The 18,144-nt window shown below is 60.9% G+C and carries 22 protein-coding genes and 1 tRNA gene; 7 read left to right on the top strand and 16 right to left on the bottom strand.

The genetic code is table 11. The annotated features are described in order from the left end of the window. Positions 1 to 18: 18 nt before the first annotated feature. Positions 19 to 1,029 (bottom strand): acyltransferase family protein, encoded by a 1,011-nt coding sequence (locus LIY36_RS20465; protein ID WP_226456966.1) that lies wholly within the window; start codon positions 1,027 to 1,029, stop codon positions 19 to 21. Between LIY36_RS20465 and LIY36_RS27735 the strand changes: the two genes are divergently transcribed. After that, positions 916 to 1,287 carry a hypothetical protein gene (locus LIY36_RS27735; RefSeq protein ID WP_226456971.1) on the top strand — a complete coding sequence of 124 codons (372 nt, stop codon included), beginning with the start codon at positions 916 to 918 and terminating at the stop codon, positions 1,285 to 1,287. The two genes, LIY36_RS20465 and LIY36_RS27735, sit on opposite strands and share 114 nt — an antisense overlap. Positions 1,288 to 1,327: 40 nt before the next feature. Here the strand turns inward: LIY36_RS27735 and LIY36_RS20455 are convergent. Further along, positions 1,328 to 1,414 (bottom strand) — tRNA-Leu (locus LIY36_RS20455). Positions 1,415 to 1,643: 229 nt separating this feature from the next. Here LIY36_RS20455 and LIY36_RS20450 point away from each other — a divergent pair. Further along, entirely contained in the window at positions 1,644 to 2,102 is a 459-nt protein-coding gene (locus LIY36_RS20450; RefSeq protein WP_226456870.1) for a GFA family protein, read from the top strand. Between the two features lie 2 nt (positions 2,103 to 2,104). Here LIY36_RS20450 and LIY36_RS20445 read toward each other — a convergent pair whose 3' ends face one another. Beyond that, positions 2,105 to 2,632, bottom strand: a complete 528-nt coding sequence (locus LIY36_RS20445; RefSeq protein ID WP_226456869.1) for a DinB family protein — start codon at positions 2,630 to 2,632, stop codon at positions 2,105 to 2,107. Positions 2,633 to 2,757: 125 nt separating this feature from the next. Here LIY36_RS20445 and LIY36_RS20440 point away from each other — a divergent pair, with 125 nt between their 5' ends. Beyond that, positions 2,758 to 3,399 (top strand): tellurite resistance TerB family protein, encoded by a 642-nt coding sequence (locus LIY36_RS20440; protein ID WP_226456868.1) that lies wholly within the window; start codon positions 2,758 to 2,760, stop codon positions 3,397 to 3,399. Here the strand turns inward: LIY36_RS20440 and LIY36_RS20435 are convergent. From LIY36_RS20435 to LIY36_RS20400, 8 genes are all read right to left on the bottom strand, one after another. After that, complete coding sequence (locus LIY36_RS20435) at positions 3,396 to 4,199, bottom strand: hypothetical protein (RefSeq protein ID WP_226456867.1); 804 nt, start codon at positions 4,197 to 4,199, stop codon at positions 3,396 to 3,398. The two genes, LIY36_RS20440 and LIY36_RS20435, sit on opposite strands and share 4 nt — an antisense overlap. An 18-nt stretch (positions 4,200 to 4,217) precedes the next feature. Beyond that, positions 4,218 to 4,565: a DUF2493 domain-containing protein gene (locus LIY36_RS20430; RefSeq protein WP_226456866.1), complete on the bottom strand. Its 348-nt coding sequence runs from the start codon at positions 4,563 to 4,565 to the stop codon at positions 4,218 to 4,220. 61 nt (positions 4,566 to 4,626) lie between these two features. Then, the gene (mgtA, locus tag LIY36_RS20425; RefSeq protein ID WP_226456865.1) at positions 4,627 to 7,341 is read right to left on the bottom strand and encodes a magnesium-translocating P-type ATPase; all 2,715 of its coding nucleotides are present in this window, start codon (positions 7,339 to 7,341) and stop codon (positions 4,627 to 4,629) included. A 223-nt stretch (positions 7,342 to 7,564) separates the two neighbouring features. Further along, positions 7,565 to 7,837 carry a hypothetical protein gene (locus tag LIY36_RS20420; RefSeq protein ID WP_192299994.1) on the bottom strand — a complete coding sequence of 91 codons (273 nt, stop codon included), beginning with the start codon at positions 7,835 to 7,837 and terminating at the stop codon, positions 7,565 to 7,567. Between the two features lie 318 nt (positions 7,838 to 8,155). Beyond that, positions 8,156 to 8,767, bottom strand: a complete 612-nt coding sequence (locus LIY36_RS20415; RefSeq protein WP_192299995.1) for a LysE family transporter — start codon at positions 8,765 to 8,767, stop codon at positions 8,156 to 8,158. Between the two features lie 48 nt (positions 8,768 to 8,815). Further along, complete coding sequence (locus LIY36_RS20410; protein ID WP_226456864.1) at positions 8,816 to 9,286, bottom strand: arsenate reductase ArsC; 471 nt, start codon at positions 9,284 to 9,286, stop codon at positions 8,816 to 8,818. 1 nt (position 9,287) lies between these two features. After that, on the bottom strand, positions 9,288 to 10,571 hold the full coding sequence (locus LIY36_RS20405; RefSeq protein WP_226456863.1) for an arsenic transporter: 1,284 nt from the start codon (positions 10,569 to 10,571) through the stop codon (positions 9,288 to 9,290). A 19-nt stretch (positions 10,572 to 10,590) separates the two neighbouring features. Next, the gene (locus LIY36_RS20400; protein WP_226456862.1) at positions 10,591 to 10,947 is read right to left on the bottom strand and encodes a metalloregulator ArsR/SmtB family transcription factor; all 357 of its coding nucleotides are present in this window, start codon (positions 10,945 to 10,947) and stop codon (positions 10,591 to 10,593) included. A 176-nt stretch (positions 10,948 to 11,123) separates the two neighbouring features. Between LIY36_RS20400 and LIY36_RS20395 the strand changes: the two genes are divergently transcribed. From LIY36_RS20395 to LIY36_RS20385, 3 genes are all read left to right on the top strand, one after another. Continuing rightward, a complete protein-coding gene (locus LIY36_RS20395; protein ID WP_025856028.1) occupies positions 11,124 to 11,339 on the top strand; it encodes a hypothetical protein in 216 nt (71 codons plus the stop codon). A 71-nt stretch (positions 11,340 to 11,410) separates the two neighbouring features. After that, positions 11,411 to 12,106: an AzlC family ABC transporter permease gene (locus tag LIY36_RS20390; RefSeq protein ID WP_226456860.1), complete on the top strand. Its 696-nt coding sequence runs from the start codon at positions 11,411 to 11,413 to the stop codon at positions 12,104 to 12,106. Continuing rightward, positions 12,103 to 12,414, top strand: a complete 312-nt coding sequence (locus LIY36_RS20385; protein WP_226456859.1) for an AzlD domain-containing protein — start codon at positions 12,103 to 12,105, stop codon at positions 12,412 to 12,414. Before LIY36_RS20390 ends, LIY36_RS20385 begins: the two co-directional genes overlap by 4 nt. 155 nt (positions 12,415 to 12,569) lie before the next feature. Here the strand turns inward: LIY36_RS20385 and LIY36_RS20380 are convergent, their stop codons facing one another. Further along, positions 12,570 to 12,785, bottom strand: coding sequence for a hypothetical protein (locus LIY36_RS20380; RefSeq protein ID WP_034098026.1), 216 nt, complete (start codon positions 12,783 to 12,785; stop codon positions 12,570 to 12,572). Positions 12,786 to 12,930: 145 nt separating this feature from the next. On the opposite strand from LIY36_RS20380, the gene LIY36_RS20375 reads away from it, so the two are divergent. Then, on the top strand, positions 12,931 to 13,284 hold the full coding sequence (locus LIY36_RS20375) for a hypothetical protein (protein ID WP_192300002.1): 354 nt from the start codon (positions 12,931 to 12,933) through the stop codon (positions 13,282 to 13,284). Positions 13,285 to 13,428: 144 nt separating this feature from the next. Here the strand turns inward: LIY36_RS20375 and LIY36_RS20370 are convergent, their stop codons facing one another. From LIY36_RS20370 to modC, 4 genes are all read right to left on the bottom strand, one after another. Beyond that, the gene (locus tag LIY36_RS20370; protein WP_192300003.1) at positions 13,429 to 14,133 is read right to left on the bottom strand and encodes a YoaK family protein; all 705 of its coding nucleotides are present in this window, start codon (positions 14,131 to 14,133) and stop codon (positions 13,429 to 13,431) included. A 69-nt stretch (positions 14,134 to 14,202) separates the two neighbouring features. Next, positions 14,203 to 15,825, bottom strand: coding sequence for an ABC-F family ATP-binding cassette domain-containing protein (locus LIY36_RS20365; protein WP_226456858.1), 1,623 nt, complete (start codon positions 15,823 to 15,825; stop codon positions 14,203 to 14,205). A gap of 123 nt (positions 15,826 to 15,948) precedes the next feature. Next, the gene (locus LIY36_RS20360) at positions 15,949 to 16,986 is read right to left on the bottom strand and encodes a DNA topoisomerase IB (protein WP_226456857.1); all 1,038 of its coding nucleotides are present in this window, start codon (positions 16,984 to 16,986) and stop codon (positions 15,949 to 15,951) included. A 76-nt stretch (positions 16,987 to 17,062) separates the two neighbouring features. Next, complete coding sequence (gene modC, locus LIY36_RS20355; protein WP_226456855.1) at positions 17,063 to 18,142, bottom strand: molybdenum ABC transporter ATP-binding protein; 1,080 nt, start codon at positions 18,140 to 18,142, stop codon at positions 17,063 to 17,065. Between the last annotated feature and the right edge of the window lie 2 nt (positions 18,143 to 18,144).

Here is an 18,144-nt window from a genome sequence, read left to right as displayed (position 1 = left end):
CAGGCCGGGCTTTCTTCCTCAACGTAGGCGTCGTTTTATTGCTGTGTTCATTGGGTTTTCAACGTACTTGAACAAAACAATTGAGGCCCCGATGCATATGGAAAGATAAATGACGAAGAAGAAAATCACGCCGTACTTGTACAGACCGTAAGTGTCGAAGAAGTGAGCAACCCAAGGCATCAAGATCCAATGGATCAAGTACAAGCTGTATGAGGCGTTACCCAGCAGTATCAAGAATTTAGGGGGCGAATAGATACCTTCAAGGCTCAGCGCCGCCCACAGCATCATAAATGCCAGGCTGCCCCAAACGACGGGTCGATAGAACGCCTGGCCATTGAAACCCGGCAGCAGGTTGTTCAGCTGGACAACCAGTAGTAGCGGGATTGCCAATACCAGAATCAGGATGGATGGAACCTTTGCCAGGTGTACACCGGCGGAATGAACCCGATACAGAACAAGCCCGAACAAGAACTCAAACATCATGGACGAGCCAATCAACTTCACCGGCGCGATCCAGTCGAGGTAAGGCTTTGCTGCTGAGTTCAGTATGAACAGAGAGATAAGCATGATGGCGGTGGTGGAAATGATGAACGTCTCCAGCCGTCTAACGCCCGCCACCATCAGTACCGCGATGATGGTGTAAAACATGAACTCAAACTGTAGCGTCCAGCCAACGTTAAGTGTCGGCGCAACGAATGAGTGAGTGAAGGTCAGAGACTCGAAAAGCAGTTTCATGTTCAGCTTGGCCGCGCTGAATGCAAATGCGAGGTCGGGGTTTGGCTTGAACCATCCGCTGCCCACGATCCACACGCACACGAATACGAGCATTGTGACCAGGAAGTACATCGGCCAGATCCTGGCGACCCGCCGCAGGAAGAACGACCACCCGGACAACTTGACCTTCGACATTTCCGTGTGGGAACCGCCGAACAGAATGTACGGGATGATGAATCCGCTGATTACGAAAAAGATGTCTACGCCAAATCGGCCGACGTTGAAAAACTCGTTTGGCAATCCAAATGGCGCAATGGCGCCGTGGGCGATTACAACGAGCGCGGCCGCAACAAACCGCAGAACCTGGATGTTATTGAGCAATTGTTGATCCGTCCTTTTGGCGCCTTCTATATGGCGCTTGGTTATTTCCGCCGGCCTGCCTTGCCTGCGACAGCGGGGCGATTCTACAAGCGAACGCAGGATGTGTCAGGTTTGTGGGTTGGTGTTCGTCGGCAGGACGCCGATGGCAGGAATTGCGGAACAGCTTCAGAAATTGCGGAACAAAAACACTAAGGGCCTGCATGAAGTATCTCATGCAAGCCCTTGATATATATGGTGCCCGAACCCGGAATCGAACCGGGACGCCCTTACGAGCGGGGGATTTTAAGTCCCATGCGTCTACCAGTTTCGCCATTCGGGCGGTAGCGCGTTGCAGCAGGGTTGGGAATATATAGCTCCGGACGCTTCGGTGCAAGTTCGAATAGCAGGTTTGTTACACCCGAGAGGCCAGAAAAAACCTCGGTAGATCAGTGATCTACAAAGGATTTTTGGCGTGACTCCAAGGTCGCTCGATACGCACGGGTAGGCCTGTTCAACCCTTGGGCATGGGGTTAATCTGCCACGCCCCCAATCATAAAAAGGAAGCAATGATGAGCGTCGAAACCCTGCCGCAAGAGGGCGGCTGTCGCTGTGGCCGCGTGCGTTTCAGCCTGGGCCTGGAACCGGTGATTACCATGGCGTGCCACTGCACCGGTTGCCAGAAAATGTCCTCCAGCGCGTTTTCCCTGAGTGCCTTGGTTCCCGCCAGCGGCTTCACCGTAACCCAGGGTTGCCCGGTCATTGGTGGGTTGCACGGGGTCGATCGCCACTACTTTTGCCCTCATTGCATGAGCTGGCTGTTTACACGCCCCCATGGCATCGACGAGTTCGTCAACGTGCGCGCGACCTTGTTGGATAACACCCGTGGCTACGCGCCCTTCATGGAGACCTGGACCTGCGAAAAGCTGGCCTGGGCAACGACCCCGGCCGTCGAAAGTTTTGCGCAATTGCCCGAGCCCCAGGACTTCCCGCGATTGTTGCAAGCCTACGCGGTGTTCAAGGCGCGCTGACGCTAGTCAATCAACGCCAACAGGTCGGTGTCGCCCACATCTACGCCGGCCTGGGACAGCAAGGTGGTGGCCTGGCCGCGATGGTGGGTCTGGTGATTGAAAAAGTGCAGCAGCAGGCTGAAGAAATCCTTGTCCGCTGCCACGCCGCGCATGTTGTGGTAATGCAGGCGGTGATCGAGATCGGGCTCACGCACGGTGTGCGCCCAATCGATGATCATCTGATCCAGCCAGCGACGTCGAGCAGTGAGTTCGCGCAGATCAGCAAAGGCCAGTTGTTTCAGGTCGCATGGTGTGGCTACCCCGTCCAGCGCCGCCAAGGTTGTGTAGCGTGCGGGGTGCCGGGCAAAGCGCTTGAGCCACACCGTGTCGCCCAGGGCCAAGTGGTTGAGGGTGCCGAGGATAGAGCCGAAAAACGCCTGGCGATCCACGGCCAGCTGCGCAGCACTCAGTGTGCCAGCGGCATCGTAGAGCTTGCGGTTCATCCACTGGTTGTAGCGGGCCATCAGCGCGATGTGCTCGATCCGGTTCACGTGGGTTTTCCCCTGAAGGCGCGGTGGCGCCATCATAAGCTGTGCCCGCCCGGCGGTCATGGTGTTCCGGCAGGCGCGGGCTATGGTTGTTAGACGCCAACACTGCGCCCTCGGAGGGTGACACCATGAACACCAGCGATCTACTCGAACAACTGTTGCGCGCCGGGCAAGCGGGCGGTGCCTCCTCGGGCGGTGGCCTGGGCGGACTGCTCGGCGGCTTACTGAAAGGCACCCGCACCGGCAATGCCTCGGCCGGCGGCGGTCTGGGGGATTTGCTGGGTGGCCTCGGCGGGATGAATTACGCGGCGCTGGCATCCCTGGGCATGATGGCCTTCCAGGCGTATCAGGCGTGGCAAAGCCAGCAAGCGAGTAAACCGCAGGCAGCCTTCCAGACGGCCGACCAACTCGCCGGCCCTGAAGCCGAAGCCCACAGCCATGCGGTGTTGCGCGCGTTGATTGCGGCGGCCAAGGCCGATGGGCGCATCGATGAAAAGGAGCAGCAGATGATTTCCAATGAGCTGCGCCAGCATACGGACGACACGCAGCTGCAACAGTGGCTCGACACCGAAGTCGCCAAGCCCCTGGATGCGGCGGACTTTGCCGAATTTGCCGGCGACCCGGCAGTGGCCGCCGAGGTGTACCTGGCCAGTGTGATGCTGGTGGACGATCAGCAGGACGCCGAACGCAATTATCTGGATGACCTCGCGGCGCAGCTGCAACTCGACCCACAACTGCAACTGCACCTGGAGCGCCAGGCCAAAGCCTAGAAGCGCAACGTGGCGCCGGTGGTCAACCATTGGTCGCGCTCACCGATCAGACTGCGCCCGACCACCAGGTCCACATCGAGCAACTCGCCGAGGTGCACGCGCGGCCCGGCCTGCCAGGCCTGATCGCCGCCTTGCTGACCGTAGCGTTCGGCGATCAGCGTCAGCCACTGCGCCGTCTGGTACTCCACCCCCGTGCCCCAGGTCAGGCGGTGGTTTTGCTCACCGTCGTCGTAGGCATGCGTCCAGCCCGCGTTGAGGTTCAGGCGCAGCGCCTGCACGGGTTGCCAGGTCAGCGGCACGTTCAGGTCCGCGCCATCAAACGCGTGCCGACGGTCAAGGGCGAGGTGCGCCCCGGCCGATACGGCGATCTCCACGCTGCTGCGTGACAGCACCTGCGCCTTGAGCTGCGGGTTGGCCTGAGTTTCACCGGCGGCCCGTGACAGCGCCGCGCCCCACTGCACTGACGGCATGCCGCTGAAGGTGCAGGCGGGCGATAGGCTTTCACTGTGCGTGCTGCCGTCGTGGCGGTTGGCAGTGAACCAGGCGTCGACGTTGCATTCCCCCGGCGCATTGATCGCGCCATCGTCGACGACATAAGCGCCGCCGGCGGCATGGGCCTTGGACAGCAGCGCAATGATCAGCAGCAAGGCCAGGGTCAAGCCGATGAAAATCAGGTTGCGTTGAAGCGCGCGGCGCTTTGCGGGCGGCAACAGCAACAAGCTGTGACGCACGTCACGAGCATGACGCGCGCGGTATTTGGCGAAGCCGTCCCGGCGCTTCGGGGTGTGTTTGTTGTGCATGATGCACCTCCCTTGAATTCAGCTTTCTACGGTCAGCACCGAAATGCCGCTGGCTTTGGCCTGGCACACCAGCTCCGAGGTGTCGTCACCACCCGGCAGGGCGATGACCACGTCGGGGCGGCTGTCGGTCAGCATGAAATGGTTGCGCTGGCGTTCCGCCTGCTTGCCGTGGCGCTGCCAGTTGGGCGGGTAGCGCACCACGTCGATGCCGAGTTCCCGCGCCCATTCCTCGACGTCACTGCCAAGGAATTGGTTGCCGCCGTGAATCAATACCTGCACCGGGTACAGGCGGTGGTAAGCGTCCAGCACTTGGCGGGACTTTCGGGTGTCGGCGTAATGACGACCTGCACAGATCAACACGCGCATATTCGAATCCTTGTGATGCACGGTGACGGCCGGGCGACCGCCACCGTTTGAACGGCGGGGATCAGTACCACTGCTTGAAGCGGCGGATGTAGATCGTTTTCATCAGTTGGGCCACGCAGCAGTAGCTGAGCAGGGTGCCCACCAGCCATGGGAAGTACGCCAGCGGCAGCGGTTGCAGGCCGACCAGGGTGCCCAGGGGCGAGAACGGTACGTAGATCCCCAGCGCGATCACCACGCAGGTCATCATCAACACCGGCCAGGCGGCGGTGCTTTGGAAGAACGGGATCTTGCGGGTGCGCAACATGTGCACCACCAGGGTTTGCGAGAGCAGGCCCTCGATAAACCAGCCGGACTGGAACAGGGTCTGCATTTCCACGCTGCTGGCGCTGAACACGTACCACATCAGGGCAAAGGTGGTGATGTCGAAGATCGACGAGGTCGGCCCGATCCAAATCATGAAGCGGCCGATGTTTTTCGCATCCCACTTGCGTGGCTTGGCCAGGTATTCCTTGTCCATCTTGTCCCACGGCAGGGCCAACTGGGAGATGTCGTACATCAGGTTTTGCAGGAGCAAATGGATCGCCAACATTGGCATGAACGGGATAAATGCACTGGCCACCAGTACCGAGAACACGTTGCCGAAATTGGAGCTGGCGGTCATGTTCAGGTACTTCATGATGTTGCCGAAGGTTTCGCGGCCTTTGAGCACGCCTTCTTCGAGCACCATCAGGCTCTTTTCCAACAGGATGATGTCGGCTGATTCCTTGGCGATGTCGGTACCGCTGTCCACCGAGATACCCACGTCGGCGTCGCGCAGTGCCGGTGCATCGTTGATGCCGTCACCGAGGAAACCCACGGTATGGCCGTTGGCTTGCAGGGCCTTGAGCACACGGGATTTTTGCAGCGGGGCCAGCTTGGCAAACACCGTGCGTTCTTCGACGCGGCGCAACAGGGTGGCGTCGTCCATCGCTTCGATTTCCGTGCCGAGCAGCGGCTGGCCAGGTTCAAGGCCGACCTGACGACAGATCTTGCTGGTGACCACGGCGTTGTCGCCGGTCAGCACTTTTACCGCTACGCCGATTTGTTGCAGCGCGGCAATCGCCGGGCCGGCGGTTTCCTTTGGTGGGTCAAGGAAGGTCAGGAAGCCCTGGATCACCAGGTTGCGCTCATCGGCGGTGGTGTATTGCTGGCGGGCCAACGCCTTGGGAATGTTGCGCGTGGCCACCACCAATACGCGGAAGCCGTCTTCGTTGTAGTCGTTGGCCAGCGCCAGCAATTCGGTGCGGCGGCGCTCATCCAGCGGTATGGCGTCACCGCCCTCCATGACGTGGGTGGAAATGCTCAACATCTCCTCAACCGCGCCCTTGCACACCAGCAACTGATCATCGGCGGCATCCTTGACCACAATGGACAGGCGACGGCGCACAAAATCGAACGGCAATTCATCGACCTTGCTGTAGGCAAACGGCACCTGAAACTTCGGGTTCTGCTCCGAGAACTGCACGACGGCCTGATCCATCAGGTTTTTCATGCCGCTTTGGTGATGGCTGTTGAGCCACGCCAGGGACAGCACCGCATCATCACGTTGACCGAAGGCGTTGACGTGGTGTTCGAGGATGATTTTGTCCTGGGTCAGGGTGCCGGTCTTGTCAGTGCACAGCACGTCCATCGACCCGAAGTTCTGGATCGCGTTGAGGCGCTTGATCACCACCTTGCGCTTGGCCATCGCCGTGGCGCCTTTGGCCAGGTTGGCGCTGACGATCATCGGCAGCATTTCCGGGGTGAGGCCCACGGCAACCGCCAGGGCGAACAGGAACGCATCGCCCCAGTCACCCTTGGAGAAGCCGTTGAGCAGGAACACGATCGGCACCATCACCAGCATGAAGCGGATCAGCAGCCAGCTGACGCTGTTGACCCCACGGTCGAACGCGGTCTGCACCCGTGAGCCGACAATCGCCTTGGCCAGGGAGCCAAAGTACGTGCGCGAGCCGGTGGCGACCACCACGGCGGTGGCGCGACCGCTGACCACGTTGGTGCCCATGAAGCAGATATTCGGCAGGTCCAGCAGGTTGCCTTGGTCGGCGGCCAGGGGCGCGGCGGACTTTTGTGTGACGTCGCCGAGGGTGTCGTATTTTTCCACCGGCAAGGCTTCGCCGGTGAGGACCGCCTGGCTGATAAACAAGTCGCGGGACTCGATCAGGCGGATGTCGGCCGGAATCATGTCGCCGGCCGACAGCTGCACGATGTCGCCAGCCACCAGATCGCGCATCGGCACTTCGCGCAGGGTCGGTTGGGCGCCGACCTGTTCGCGGCGCAGTACGGTGGCGGTGGTGCGCACCATGGCTTTCAAGGCTTCGGCGGATTTCGCCGAGCGGTGCTCCTGCCAGAAACGCAGCAGGCTGCTGAGCATGACCATGGTCATGATAATGATGACTTTGGTCAGGTCGACCTCTTCACCGGCTTGCAACGGCAGCCAATAGTCGGTGACAAAGCTGATGCCGCCCAGGGTCAGTAGCACGTAGATGAACGGGTTGTTCAGTGCTTGCAGGAACTGGACGATGGCGTGTGGCGGCTTGTCATGGGCCACTTCGTTGTAGCCCTCGCGTTGCAGGCGCGCTTGGGCATCCAGTTCGGTCAGGCCGTCCCGGGTGGCGCGTACGTTGGCGAGTGTGGCCGACAGACCGTTGTGGGCTTCGCGGGCGGCGCGCATCGACAGTCTGGTGTCGGCGTCGCTGGTTTTTTTGTTGTGCAGTGGCGTGTTTTTTACGGCGCTCATTTGCTGTACTCCTGTCGCCAATTCTCGACAAAACATACCCGGTACTTACCTGCTGACAGGCGAGCGAAAGCATGCCGAGCCGCGGACTTCGCGATCGGTTTAAATAAAGTGTCTGGACAACGGTTGTTGCGGCTTTAATTAATTAGCGCGCAGCGAGTTACAACTGGAATAGTTCATAAAGAACTCCAGGGTCATAATCAGTTAGTTGCTGTTTCCAGCGGGTTTAAGCGGCGCGTGCGCTCACGTAAAGACCCAGGCTGGAAACCTTCGGTCTCTGTGGATCTTGAGGGTCGGCGTGATCCCAGTGCTGCACCAGTTGGCCGCTGTGTGGGCAGATACGCCAATGCGCCAGCGGATGCGCCGGACGCACTTTGGGGGAGGGTGTGGCAAAGGCCGAGCGGCCCGCGGAAAAACCGCCAGGCGTGCGGCACAGCTTGGCGCGCAGGGCTGCGGCCAAGGTGCGAACATCATGTAAAACAAAGGCTTGGAAGGTCATAACACACCTCGGGACCGGACGGGCGACCGGCGAGGCAGTTACGGTGGAGCATCGAGCTCTAGCGCAGCTTACCGGACCGGGGAGGCGAGTCCTGTCATATTCTGGGTTTGGCGCCCGATGCCCGCAAACGCGGTGCTCGGACAGCGACTAGATACTGTGTCCATTGGCTTCTTTTGTGAGGTTTAAAAAAGGCCCCAGTTGCGGGCAGGGGCAATCTACTCAGGCAGTTACAAAATGTCAACGCATGATTAATTAAAATGCCCGGCGTTCAGAGTTTATTCAGACAAGAGGCACTTGGAAGTTAGTCGATATATAACTTCAAATGCCTTGTGCCGCGAGAATGGCCAAGTAGATCAACACCACGCCACAGGCGCCATAACTGACGCGCTGCCAAGTGGGCGATGCATTCTGGCGCAGCAGGTTCACCAGCGCGGCAATCAGGAAGCACGACAGCACTGAAGCCAGCATGAAGCCGGCAAAGAACATCAACGTCTGCCCGTGGCTCGGCGTCGCGCCGACAATGCCCGACAGCGCACTGCCCAAGGCGCCCCAATAGACGATGTTTTTCGGGTTGGCCAAGGAAATCGTCGCGCCGACGGCCAGTGCATTCTTCGCCGAACTGGCTGGCGCGCTGTCGGCGTCCGGCAAATTCCAGGCGTCGAGCAGGCTACGCACGCCGAGCCAGGCCAGGTACAGCGCGCAGGCCACGGTCAGCGGCACGCGCACGGCGTCATGCTGGATCAGCAGTGCAATCCCCGTAAGGCCAATCACCGCCCATACCGCGTCGCCCACCAGCGATCCGATTTGTACCAGCAGCGCCGGGGTAAAACCTTGGAGCAAGCCACGACGCAGGGTCTCCGCCAGCACGGCACCGGGAGATAGGCAAAATACAAAACCAAAAACCAGCGCGTAAAAGAAGATCGTCAGCATGCCCGCGTCCTTTCAGGAAAGTGCGAGAGCATACGCTGCAGATTTCCGTTACAGCAATCCAATGCGCTCAAGTTCCGCCTTCAATTCGGCCGCGCCGAGGCGCGCAAAGGGCAGGGCGAAAAACGCCCGGCAGCGGCACTCGATGGTTTCCAGCGTGGCCTGGAAAGCGGCGTTGAGCATGGCTTCGTCGCCTTGCACATCCGAAGGGTCTTCAAGCCCCCAATGGGCCTTGAGTGCTGGCCCGAAATACACCGGGCAGGTTTCACCGGCGGCCTTGTCGCAGACGGTGATCACCAGATCCGGCGGGCAGCCTTCAAACGCGTCATTGCCTTTGCTGTACAACCCCGCGGTGCGGATGCCGGCTGCTTCCAGCGTGCTCAAACTGCGGGGGAGCACCTGGCCCTTGGGGAAGCTGCCTGAACTGATGGCTTCGAAACCCTGCGGCGCCAAGTGGTTGAACACGGCTTCGGACAAGATGCTGCGGCAGCTGTTGGCGGTACACATGAACAGGACTTTCATTTCAGATACTCAAACGCAAGGCCAGGGCGGCAAGGGTGATCAACAGCACCGGCAAGGTCAGTACGATGCCGACCTTGAAGTAGTATCCCCAGGTAATGGTGATGCCTTTACGCGCGAGGATATGCAGCCACAGCAACGTGGCCAGGCTGCCAATCGGGGTGATTTTCGGACCAAGGTCGCTGCCGATCACGTTGGCGTAGATCATCGCGTCCTTGACCACGCCCACGGCATGGCTGGACTCGATCGACAGTGCGCCGATCAACACCGTCGGCAGGTTGTTCATCGCCGAAGACAGCAACGCCGTCAGAACCCCGGTGCCCATCGCGGCGCCCCATACGCCGTAGGTGGCGAAGGTGTCGAGCCAGGTCGCGAGGTACGTGGTGAGGCCGGCGTTGCGCAAGCCGTAGACCACCAGATACATGCCCAGGGAAAAAACCACGATCTGCCACGGTGCTTCCTTGAGCACTTTGCGTGTGGAGATTTTATGACCCTTGGCGGCAATGACCAGCAGGAGCAGGGCGCAAGCGGCAGAAATCGCGCTGATGGGAATGCCCAGCGGCTCAAGGGCAAAACAGCCGATCAGCAGGATGCCCAGCACCCACCAGCCAGCGCGGAACGTGGCGCGGTCATGAATGGCATGGGCCGGTTCTTCGAGGTCGGCCGGGTCGTAGGCCTGCGGAATATCGCGGCGGAAAAACCACAACAATACGGCCAGGGTGGCAGCCACGCTGACGAAGTTCACCGGCACCATTACCGCTGCGTATTCGTTGAAGCCGATCTTGAAGTAATCCGCCGAGACGATATTCACCAGGTTCGACACCACCAACGGCAGGCTCGCAGTATCGGCGATAAACCCCGCGCCCATGACAAAGGCCAGGGTCGCCGCCGGCGAGAAACGCAGCGCCAGCAGCATCGACATGACAATAGGCGTGAGGATCAGCGCCGCACCGTCATTGGCAAACAGTGCCGAGACCAGCGCGCCGAGCAGCACCATATAGGCGAACAATCGTCGCCCGCGCCCACGTCCCCAGCGCGCCACATGTAACGCGGTCCAGGCGAAGAAGCCGGCCTCATCGAGCAGCAGGCTGATGATGATCAAGGCGACAAACGTGCCGGTGGCGTTCCAGATGATGTGCCACACCACCGGAATATCCCCCAGGCTGATCACGCCGCAGGCAAGGGCCAGGATCGCGCCCATCGTCGCGCTCCAGCCGACCCCGAGGCCCTTGGGCTGCCAGATGACCAATACGATGGTGAAAATAAAGATGCCAATGGCGACAAGCATGAATAAAAACTCCGATGGCTCAGCAGCAACTGCTGGCCCGTTGTGGTCGGTCGCCCATTGCATCCAGACGCTGGGCGTCGGTCTGCAACCACGGCAGGTTGGCTTGCAAGGTGATCTCCAGCACTTGGGTGACCCAGTCGGGCAGTGCGGGATTGATGCGGTAGTAGATCCATTGACCCTGGCGACGATCCAGCATCAACCCGCAACTGCGCAATTGCGCCAGGTGACGAGAGATTTTCGGCTGGCTGTCATCCAAGGCATGGATCAGTTCGCACACGCAAAGTTCGCCTTCACGCAGGATCAATAACGTCATGCGTGCGCGGGTGGCATCGGCCAGGCATTTGAACAGCGTGGGAGGGGAGATGAGCTCGGACATGGCCTTGGCCCTATACATATGGAAATTCGAATATACGTATTTCCATATGTATCGGTCAAATCCGGTTACGATTGATATGGATCAACGCTCCTCAAATCAGCCACAAGTGTTTGAAATTAAAATGAAACACGAATGTCCTAAAGTGCCTGCCCATTGCTGATGAAGGAAGCCCCCGCGTGACCCGTGCCACTCGCAACCTGCGCAAGACCCTCGATTCCGTCGCGGAAAATAACGAAACCGCGGCGTTCGACCTGATGCGCGCCGTCGAAAAACTCGGCGATGAAGTGCTGCGCCAGCGCTTGCTCAATACTATTCATCGCCTGAATCAAGACGCCCACGAGTTGCGCGAAGCGCGGGACTCGGTGGAACAGGTGTCTGTGCGGCTCGCCTGAGCAAGATCGTTCAAGACAAGCCCCTTGTTGCGCTGGCATGCTTGTCGACTGTCTGTCGATGAGCTGTTTCCATGCCTACCGCCTTGCCTCATTACGCCTTCGCACGCGGCGCAATCGCCGTCATTCCGTTGTCCCTGGCCTGTGCGCCGTGGGGGCTGCTGGCCGGCTCCATGGCCATCGATGCGCAATTCACCCCGCTGGAAGCTCAAGGGTTGTCGGCCATCGTGTTCGCCGGTGCCGCGCAGTTGGTGGCCATTGGCATGGTCAAGAGCGGCGCGAGCCTGATTTCCATCCTGCTGACCACTGTGCTGCTGACCTCCCAGCATCTGCTCTATGGCATGCACATGCGTCCCACGCTGTCGGCGCTCAACACGCGCTGGCGCATGAGCCTGGGCTTTTTGCTCACCGACGAATTCTTTGCCCTGGTCAGCCACTATGATCGCGAAACCTTCAACCGCTGGTACGCACTGGGGGTCGGCCTGACGTTCTACATCGTCTGGAATCTGTTCACCCTGGCCGGCATCGTGCTTGGCAAGAGCATTCCCGGCCTGGATCAACTGGGCCTGGAGTTTTCCATCGCCGCCACCTTTATCGCGCTGATCACCCCGGTGGTGCGCGATGTGCCGACCGTGGTCTGCGTGGCCGTGGCGTTGCTGTTTTCGGTCTGGCTGAGCTTCCTGCACTGGGAGTCGGCGGTGGTGGTCTCCGGTGTACTGGGGATGAGCGCAGGCTATGCGTGCAAGCGATTGGGGGTAGGGCAGCAATGATCTTCATCATGATTGTGGCGATGGGCCTGGCAGTGTTTCTCAACCGCTATCTGTTTATCGAGCCGCGCCTGCCGGTGCGCCTTAACCGTGGCGCGCGGGAGTTTCTTGGGTTTGCGGTGCCGGGCATGCTCACGGCGATCTGCGGGCCGATCATTTTTCTCGCCGACCACCAACTCAACCTGAGCCCGGCCAACCCGTACTTCCTCGCGGGCATCAGCGCGGTGGCGTTGATGTACTGGACGCGCAACGTGTTGCTCACCGTGCTGCTGAGCATGGCGTTGTTCTATCTGTTGCGCTGGCTGCTCTGACGTCCAGGCGAAAAAAAGCCCGCGGGAGGGCGGGCAGAAGGGAGGCTTTAAAAAAATGAGCCCGGCCACTATAGATGGCGCGTTCTCCCTTCACAGTGAAACTAAATTCATCCCGCCGACAGCAAGGCAGCCCCGTGTGGGGCTGCCTTGTCATATCAGTTTTTGGCGTTGAGCTTGCGCAGTTCTTCATACGTGGCCGACTGGACGAACCAGAAGCCGGAGATGATGCACCACGTCAACGTACCGCCGACCAGGACCGCCAGGCCCGATAGAAAGCTCGCACTGAACATCGACACCAGGCCAATCAGCCAAACAAAGGCCAAGGCGATGTAGAGAACGGTGTTGTTGACGCTGATGACGAAATCTTTCATGACGCTTCCTTGTAGAGAATATCCCGTTGACCTCCTCAGTGAGATCAACCGCGGCATCATAATGCCATGTGCCAGACCGCGCCAGCTTTGGCCCCGCCGTCGCGCGCAAATGGTAGAGTCGCGTTTTTTCCTGGGGAGCAATGGCATGCACAAAGTGGTAATGGGCGCATTGGTACTGGCAGCGCTGGCCGGTTGCGCAGGTTCGAAGATGAAAGAGGCGCGCTCCGGTACGCCCTACAAAACCCTGGCTTCGGACAAAGCCACGTTGGTGGTTGCGCAGTGCATCCAGTTCGGCTGGCAGGATGAGAGCGTATTTGGCGTGGACGCCGGCGGCTTCAAGGAGCCGAACGGGGCGGGCGGTTTTACCGTGTACACCACCGGTGGCGACTACTTTGTCGACGTGCAAAGCGCGGGCGCGGGTGCCAGCGTCAAGTATTACGCCATTGAAGACAACATGCCTGCCAAGCGTCGCCTGGCAGCACTCGCGACTTGCCTGTAATCCATTGCCTTAGCGGATTTAGGAATTGCCCGGCGGGACAGCCGCCGGACATTGGCTTATCATTCCCCCCGCTCGTTCGGCGTGATGGCTCTTTACCAGTACACGGACGTCGAGGCCGAAGCGTCGGACGAGCATCTTTTTCCTCTAGCGGGGCATATAACCCAAGTGCCAGCGCCGGGGAATCTTCAGCGACAATACCCCCAACGCCGCCGCCAATCCGCCGCTGACCAACAGCGCCTTGAGGCCCATCTGCTGCTCCAGCACCGCCCCGATCACCGCGCCGACAAACATTCCAGTCCACGGAATCAGTTGCACACGCCAACCATTGCGGCGTTCTCCCAGCAACCAGCGCCCCAGGCCGCGGCCAAAGCGCGACAGCGCACCCGTTACGTACGTCAGCCCCACCGGCAAACCATTGACCTCTTCGACCGCCGCATTGAGCATGCCCATCGCCAGGATTGCCGCCAGCAAGGCGGGTAGCGCATCGACCATCGGCAACCAGGCGCCAACGCACAACAAGGCAGCAATACACAGCAGCAGCGGCAGGGCATGCCGACGGCTGAAGCGGCTGACCACCACGCCCAACGCGTTGCCGATGACAAAGGTAGCGACGAGCAACAGCAAGCGTCCCGTCAAGCCCAGATCTCCCGCACTGATTGCCACCGCCAGACGCGTGGTGTTGCCGCTCATGAACGAAACAAAATCACCACTGGCCATAAAGCCAATCGCATCGGTCATGCCCGCCAACACCGAAAGGCTGGCCACCAGCATCATCCCGACCCGACCGCGCCAGCGCTGGCGGTGGGCAAGTGCAGCATTCACGTATGGCTTGGGGGACGAAGGCAGCATGGGGCCGGGCTCCTGGGTGAAATTATTCGGCCACTACGGTAGGCCGCTTTGACACCCCGCGCAATGACCTCAGACACACTCCAGGCGCCAGCCCTCGTTTTCCCAGGTCAAGCAGTGCGTCGGCCGGATTGCACGCATGAACGCTTGATCGTGGGACGCCACCAACATTGCGCCGGTAAAACCGTGTAATGCCCGTTCAAACGCGAGTATCGACTCCAGATCCAAATGGTTGGTCGGCTCGTCCAACAGCAGCAACTGTGCCGGCGTTGCGCGCCATAAGGCAATCGCCATCGCCGCCTTTATGCGTTCGCCGCCACTGAGCTGCCCAAGCGGTTGAGTTACCCGTAAGGCGTCCAGTTGCAACAGCGCCAAACGGCTACGCAGTTCGGCTTCGGCCATCGGCGTGCCGAGTAGTTGGAGCTGCTCGATGACGGAGCGTTGATCGTCGAGTAACGCGAGGTGTTGATCAATATAGGTGCAGGGCACATGTACGCGGCAGACCCCACTGACCGCCCGCCATTGGCCCGCCAGCAGCGCGAGCAACGTGGACTTGCCGCAGCCGTTCGGCCCGCGCACGGCGACGCGAACGGCGCCCGCAAGATGAAGGTTGAGGCGGGTGTGCGGCAGCCACGGCAGTTGAACATCCACCAGGTCCAGCACCTGTCGCCGCTTGGGCACGGTCGAGGCGGGCGGCGCCAGCAAGGTCGGCGTTTCATCTTGCACCCGCTCGTAGGCCTGACGCACCTGGGCGTCGAGCTCGTGCTTGTGGACCGAGTGCGCGCTGCGCGCAGTGCTGACGATTTCGCTGGCGGTACTTTTCCAGCGTGCCTTGGTGAAGCGGTCCACGTTAGCCGTTTCGGCTTGTTTGCGCGCGCGCGCGGCATGGCGTTGCAGGCTGTCATGCTCGGTTTGCAGGCGCCGTCTTTCGCGGCTGCGGGCCAGGCGGGCATGTTCCAGGGCTGCGACCGCAGCCTGCTGTTCGGCGTCGCGTTGCAGGCGGTAGGCATCGTAGTTGCCGCCATAGACCTGGGCGCCAAGGGGTGAGAGTTCGATGATGCGCCCCAGGCTGTTGAGCAGTTGCCGGTCGTGGCTGACCACCACCAGGCCGCCGCGCCAACCCGCCAACTGTTGCAGCAGCCAGTCGCGGCCGCTGCTGTCGAGGTGGTTGGTGGGCTCATCGAGCACTAATAGTTGTGGGGCCGCCAGCAACGCGCCGATCAGCGCGACCCGTGCCAATTGGCCACCGCTGAGCTGAGCGGCCGGGCTTTGCGGCGCGAGGTGCGCCAACCCTGCGCTATCCAGCGCGCTGCGCAGGCGTTCGTGCAGGTCCCAGCGATCATCGATCAGCTCTAGATCATGCAGCTGCGCAGTGCCCTCGGCCATGCGTTCAAGTGCAGCCAAGGTCAGTGCTGTGCCTGTCAGATGGGCGATGGTGTCGCCTTGGGCGACATCCAGGCTTTGCGGCACGTAGGCCACGCTGGCCGTACGATTCAGTGTGCCAGTGGAGGGCTGCAGCCGCCCGGCAATCAATTTGGCGAGGATACTTTTGCCCCGTCCGTTGCGCCCGACGATGCCGGTCGGCGTGTGGTCGATGGACAGGGTCAGGTCTTGCAGCAATGTTTCGCCATTGGCGAACTGAAAGCACAGGTGTTGCAGGGAAACCAATGCGGGCAGGCGTTTGACGTCAGTCATCAGCACCTCCAGAAAAATGTCGACAGGCCAACAAGCGCGCCGGGCGGCTTGTTGCAGATACATTTTGGAAGGCTTAGTTGTTCACGTCGGCGGTCGTCCCGGGAGTCAGAAGGGATGCAAAGCCTAACCCGGCTGGGCTTTTCTCGGCAAGTCTGCGGCTAGCTGCTCCAGAAACATCGCCAGCGCCACCTCTTCCGCCTTGAGCCCTTTGCGTACCCGCGGCTTGGGCAGCCTGGACAGTTCACCCAGGCTGAAATGCTCCAGCACAGCCGGGTGGATATAACATTTGCGGCACACCGCCGGGGTGTTGCCCAGTTGCTTGGCGACGTCCTTGACCGTCGCCACCACGTGGCGCTTGGCGTCGGATTCCGGCTGCCACTCCAACTCACGCAATACCGCGAGTGCCAGTGCGGTGCCGGCCCAGGTGCGGTAGTCCTTGGCGGTGAAGTCGGCGCCGGTGAGGCTGTGCAGGTACGCGTTCACATCCTGGGAGCTGACGGTATGGCGCTCGCCGTCTTCGTCCAGGTACTGGAACAGGTTCTGTCCCGGCAACTCCAGGCAGCGCTTGACCACCGTGGCCAGGCGCCGGTCCTTGACGCTGACCTGATGTTCGACGCCGCTTTTGCCACGGAACTGGAAGCGGATCTCGCTGCCCTTGATACCCACATGGCGGTTGCGCAGGGTCGTCAGTCCGTAGGATTTGTTGTCCCGTGCGTATTGGGTGTTGCCGACGCGAATCAGTGTGGCGTCGAGCAGCATCACCACCGTGGCCAGGACCTTTTCGCGGGTGAATCCCGGCGCGGCGATTTGCGCTTGCAGTTGCTTGCGCAGCTTGGGCAGGGCCTTGCCGAATGCCTGCAGGCGCGAATACTTGTCACTGTCGCGCACTTCGCGCCAGCGTGCGTGGTAGCGATACTGCTTGCGCCCGCGGGCATCCCGGCCGGTGGCCTGGAGATGTCCACGCGGGTCGGCGCAGATCCATACGTCGGTATAGGCGGGCGGCACGGCCAGGGCGTTCAGGCGCTGGATCTCATCGGCGTCGCGGATGCGTACCCCGCGGGGATCGAAGTACTGGAACTTGCCCCGCAGCGTCTTGCGGCGGATGCCGGGCTGGGTGTCGTCGACGTAATGCAGGTCATGGGGGAGGTCGGTGTCAGGCATGGTGCGGTTCCTTGGCAACAATCAGGCCGGTATGCCTGATTGACCGCAGCCGTGTGCAGTCGTGCCAAAAGCTTGCTCAGGCGAGGACCGCCACCGCCTTGATCTGCGCCCACAGCGTCTGGCCGGGATGCAGTTGCAACTGGTCGCGGGAAAAACGCGTGATGCGCGCCAGCAGCGGTGTGCCTGCGGCATCCAGGCGTACCAGCACGTGGGCGTTATTGTCGGCGCCGATTTCCTGGGTGACCGTCACTGGCAGGCGATTGAGGATGCTGCTGTGTTCTTCCGCCTGCAGGCTGAGGCTCACGTCACGCGCCTGCACCTTGATCCGCAGCGCCTTGCCCACCGCCAGCGGCGCATGGGCCACGCGCATGTGCAAGGCACTGGCGGGCAGTTGCAGGGTCAGCAGTTGGTAATGTGTGTCATAGGCGCTGACCGTGCCATTGATCACCACGCCGGCGTCGTCGCCCGAGGCCATGGGCAGATCGAGCCGTGCCAGGGTTTCACCGATGGGGCCACTGGCCAGGGCCTTGCCGTCACTGAGCAAGACAAGGTGATCGGCCAGGCGGGCGACTTCATCCTGGGCATGGCTGACGTACAGCACCGGGATGTCCAGCTCATCGTGCAGGCGTTCGAGGTACGGCAGGATTTCGCCTTTGCGCTTGCTGTCGAGGGCCGCCAGGGGTTCATCCATCAACAACAACCGGGGGCTGGTGAGCAGGGCTCGGGCGATGCCGACGCGTTGGCGCTCGCCGCCGGACAAGTGCTGGGGGTGGCGCTCGAGCAAGTGGCCGATGCCCAGCAGTGCGGTGGCGTGGCCCATGTCTACGCGACGTTGCTGACGTGCAATGCGCTTGAGGCCGAATTCCAGGTTGGCGCGCACCGACAAATGCGGGAACAGACTCGCCTCTTGAAACACATAACCCAGCGCGCGTTTGTGCGGCGGTACGAACAGGCCCTTGGCGCTGTCTTGCCAGACTTCATCGTTGATCTTCACAAAGCCGTGTTCGGCCCGTTCCAGCCCGGCGATGGCACGCAGGCAGGTGGTCTTGCCGGAGCCGGAATGCCCGAACAACGCCGTCACGCCACGACCGGGCAGTTGCAGGTTCACGTCGAGGGCAAAGCCCGAGTAGTTCAATTGCAGGCGTGCATCAATCATCG

The sequence above is a fragment of the Pseudomonas sp. AF03-9 genome (assembly GCF_020515815.1).
GTDB lineage: Bacteria > Pseudomonadota > Gammaproteobacteria > Pseudomonadales > Pseudomonadaceae > Aquipseudomonas.
Note: the sequence above shows the minus strand (reverse complement) of the source record. Positions and strands in the feature narration are given on the sequence as shown.

Coding starts and splice junctions, on each gene's coding strand:
- LIY36_RS20440 (WP_226456868.1), top strand. CDS start 2,758: ATGAACACCAGCGATCTACTCGAACAACTGTTGCGCGCCGGGCAAGCG.
- mgtA (WP_226456865.1), bottom strand. CDS start 7,341: ATGAGCGCCGTAAAAAACACGCCACTGCACAACAAAAAAACCAGCGAC.
- LIY36_RS20380 (WP_034098026.1), bottom strand. CDS start 12,785: ATGAAAGATTTCGTCATCAGCGTCAACAACACCGTTCTCTACATCGCC.
- LIY36_RS20385 (WP_226456859.1), top strand. CDS start 12,103: ATGATCTTCATCATGATTGTGGCGATGGGCCTGGCAGTGTTTCTCAAC.
- LIY36_RS20360 (WP_226456857.1), bottom strand. CDS start 16,986: ATGCCTGACACCGACCTCCCCCATGACCTGCATTACGTCGACGACACC.
- LIY36_RS20370 (WP_192300003.1), bottom strand. CDS start 14,133: ATGCTGCCTTCGTCCCCCAAGCCATACGTGAATGCTGCACTTGCCCAC.
- LIY36_RS20390 (WP_226456860.1), top strand. CDS start 11,411: ATGCCTACCGCCTTGCCTCATTACGCCTTCGCACGCGGCGCAATCGCC.
- LIY36_RS20450 (WP_226456870.1), top strand. CDS start 1,644: ATGAGCGTCGAAACCCTGCCGCAAGAGGGCGGCTGTCGCTGTGGCCGC.
- LIY36_RS20375 (WP_192300002.1), top strand. CDS start 12,931: ATGCACAAAGTGGTAATGGGCGCATTGGTACTGGCAGCGCTGGCCGGT.
- LIY36_RS20435 (WP_226456867.1), bottom strand. CDS start 4,199: ATGCACAACAAACACACCCCGAAGCGCCGGGACGGCTTCGCCAAATAC.
- LIY36_RS20410 (WP_226456864.1), bottom strand. CDS start 9,286: ATGAAAGTCCTGTTCATGTGTACCGCCAACAGCTGCCGCAGCATCTTG.
- LIY36_RS20430 (WP_226456866.1), bottom strand. CDS start 4,565: ATGCGCGTGTTGATCTGTGCAGGTCGTCATTACGCCGACACCCGAAAG.
- LIY36_RS20365 (WP_226456858.1), bottom strand. CDS start 15,825: ATGACTGACGTCAAACGCCTGCCCGCATTGGTTTCCCTGCAACACCTG.
- modC (WP_226456855.1), bottom strand. CDS start 18,142: ATGATTGATGCACGCCTGCAATTGAACTACTCGGGCTTTGCCCTCGAC.
- LIY36_RS20420 (WP_192299994.1), bottom strand. CDS start 7,837: ATGACCTTCCAAGCCTTTGTTTTACATGATGTTCGCACCTTGGCCGCA.
- LIY36_RS20400 (WP_226456862.1), bottom strand. CDS start 10,947: ATGTCCGAGCTCATCTCCCCTCCCACGCTGTTCAAATGCCTGGCCGAT.
- LIY36_RS20415 (WP_192299995.1), bottom strand. CDS start 8,767: ATGCTGACGATCTTCTTTTACGCGCTGGTTTTTGGTTTTGTATTTTGC.
- LIY36_RS20405 (WP_226456863.1), bottom strand. CDS start 10,571: ATGCTTGTCGCCATTGGCATCTTTATTTTCACCATCGTATTGGTCATC.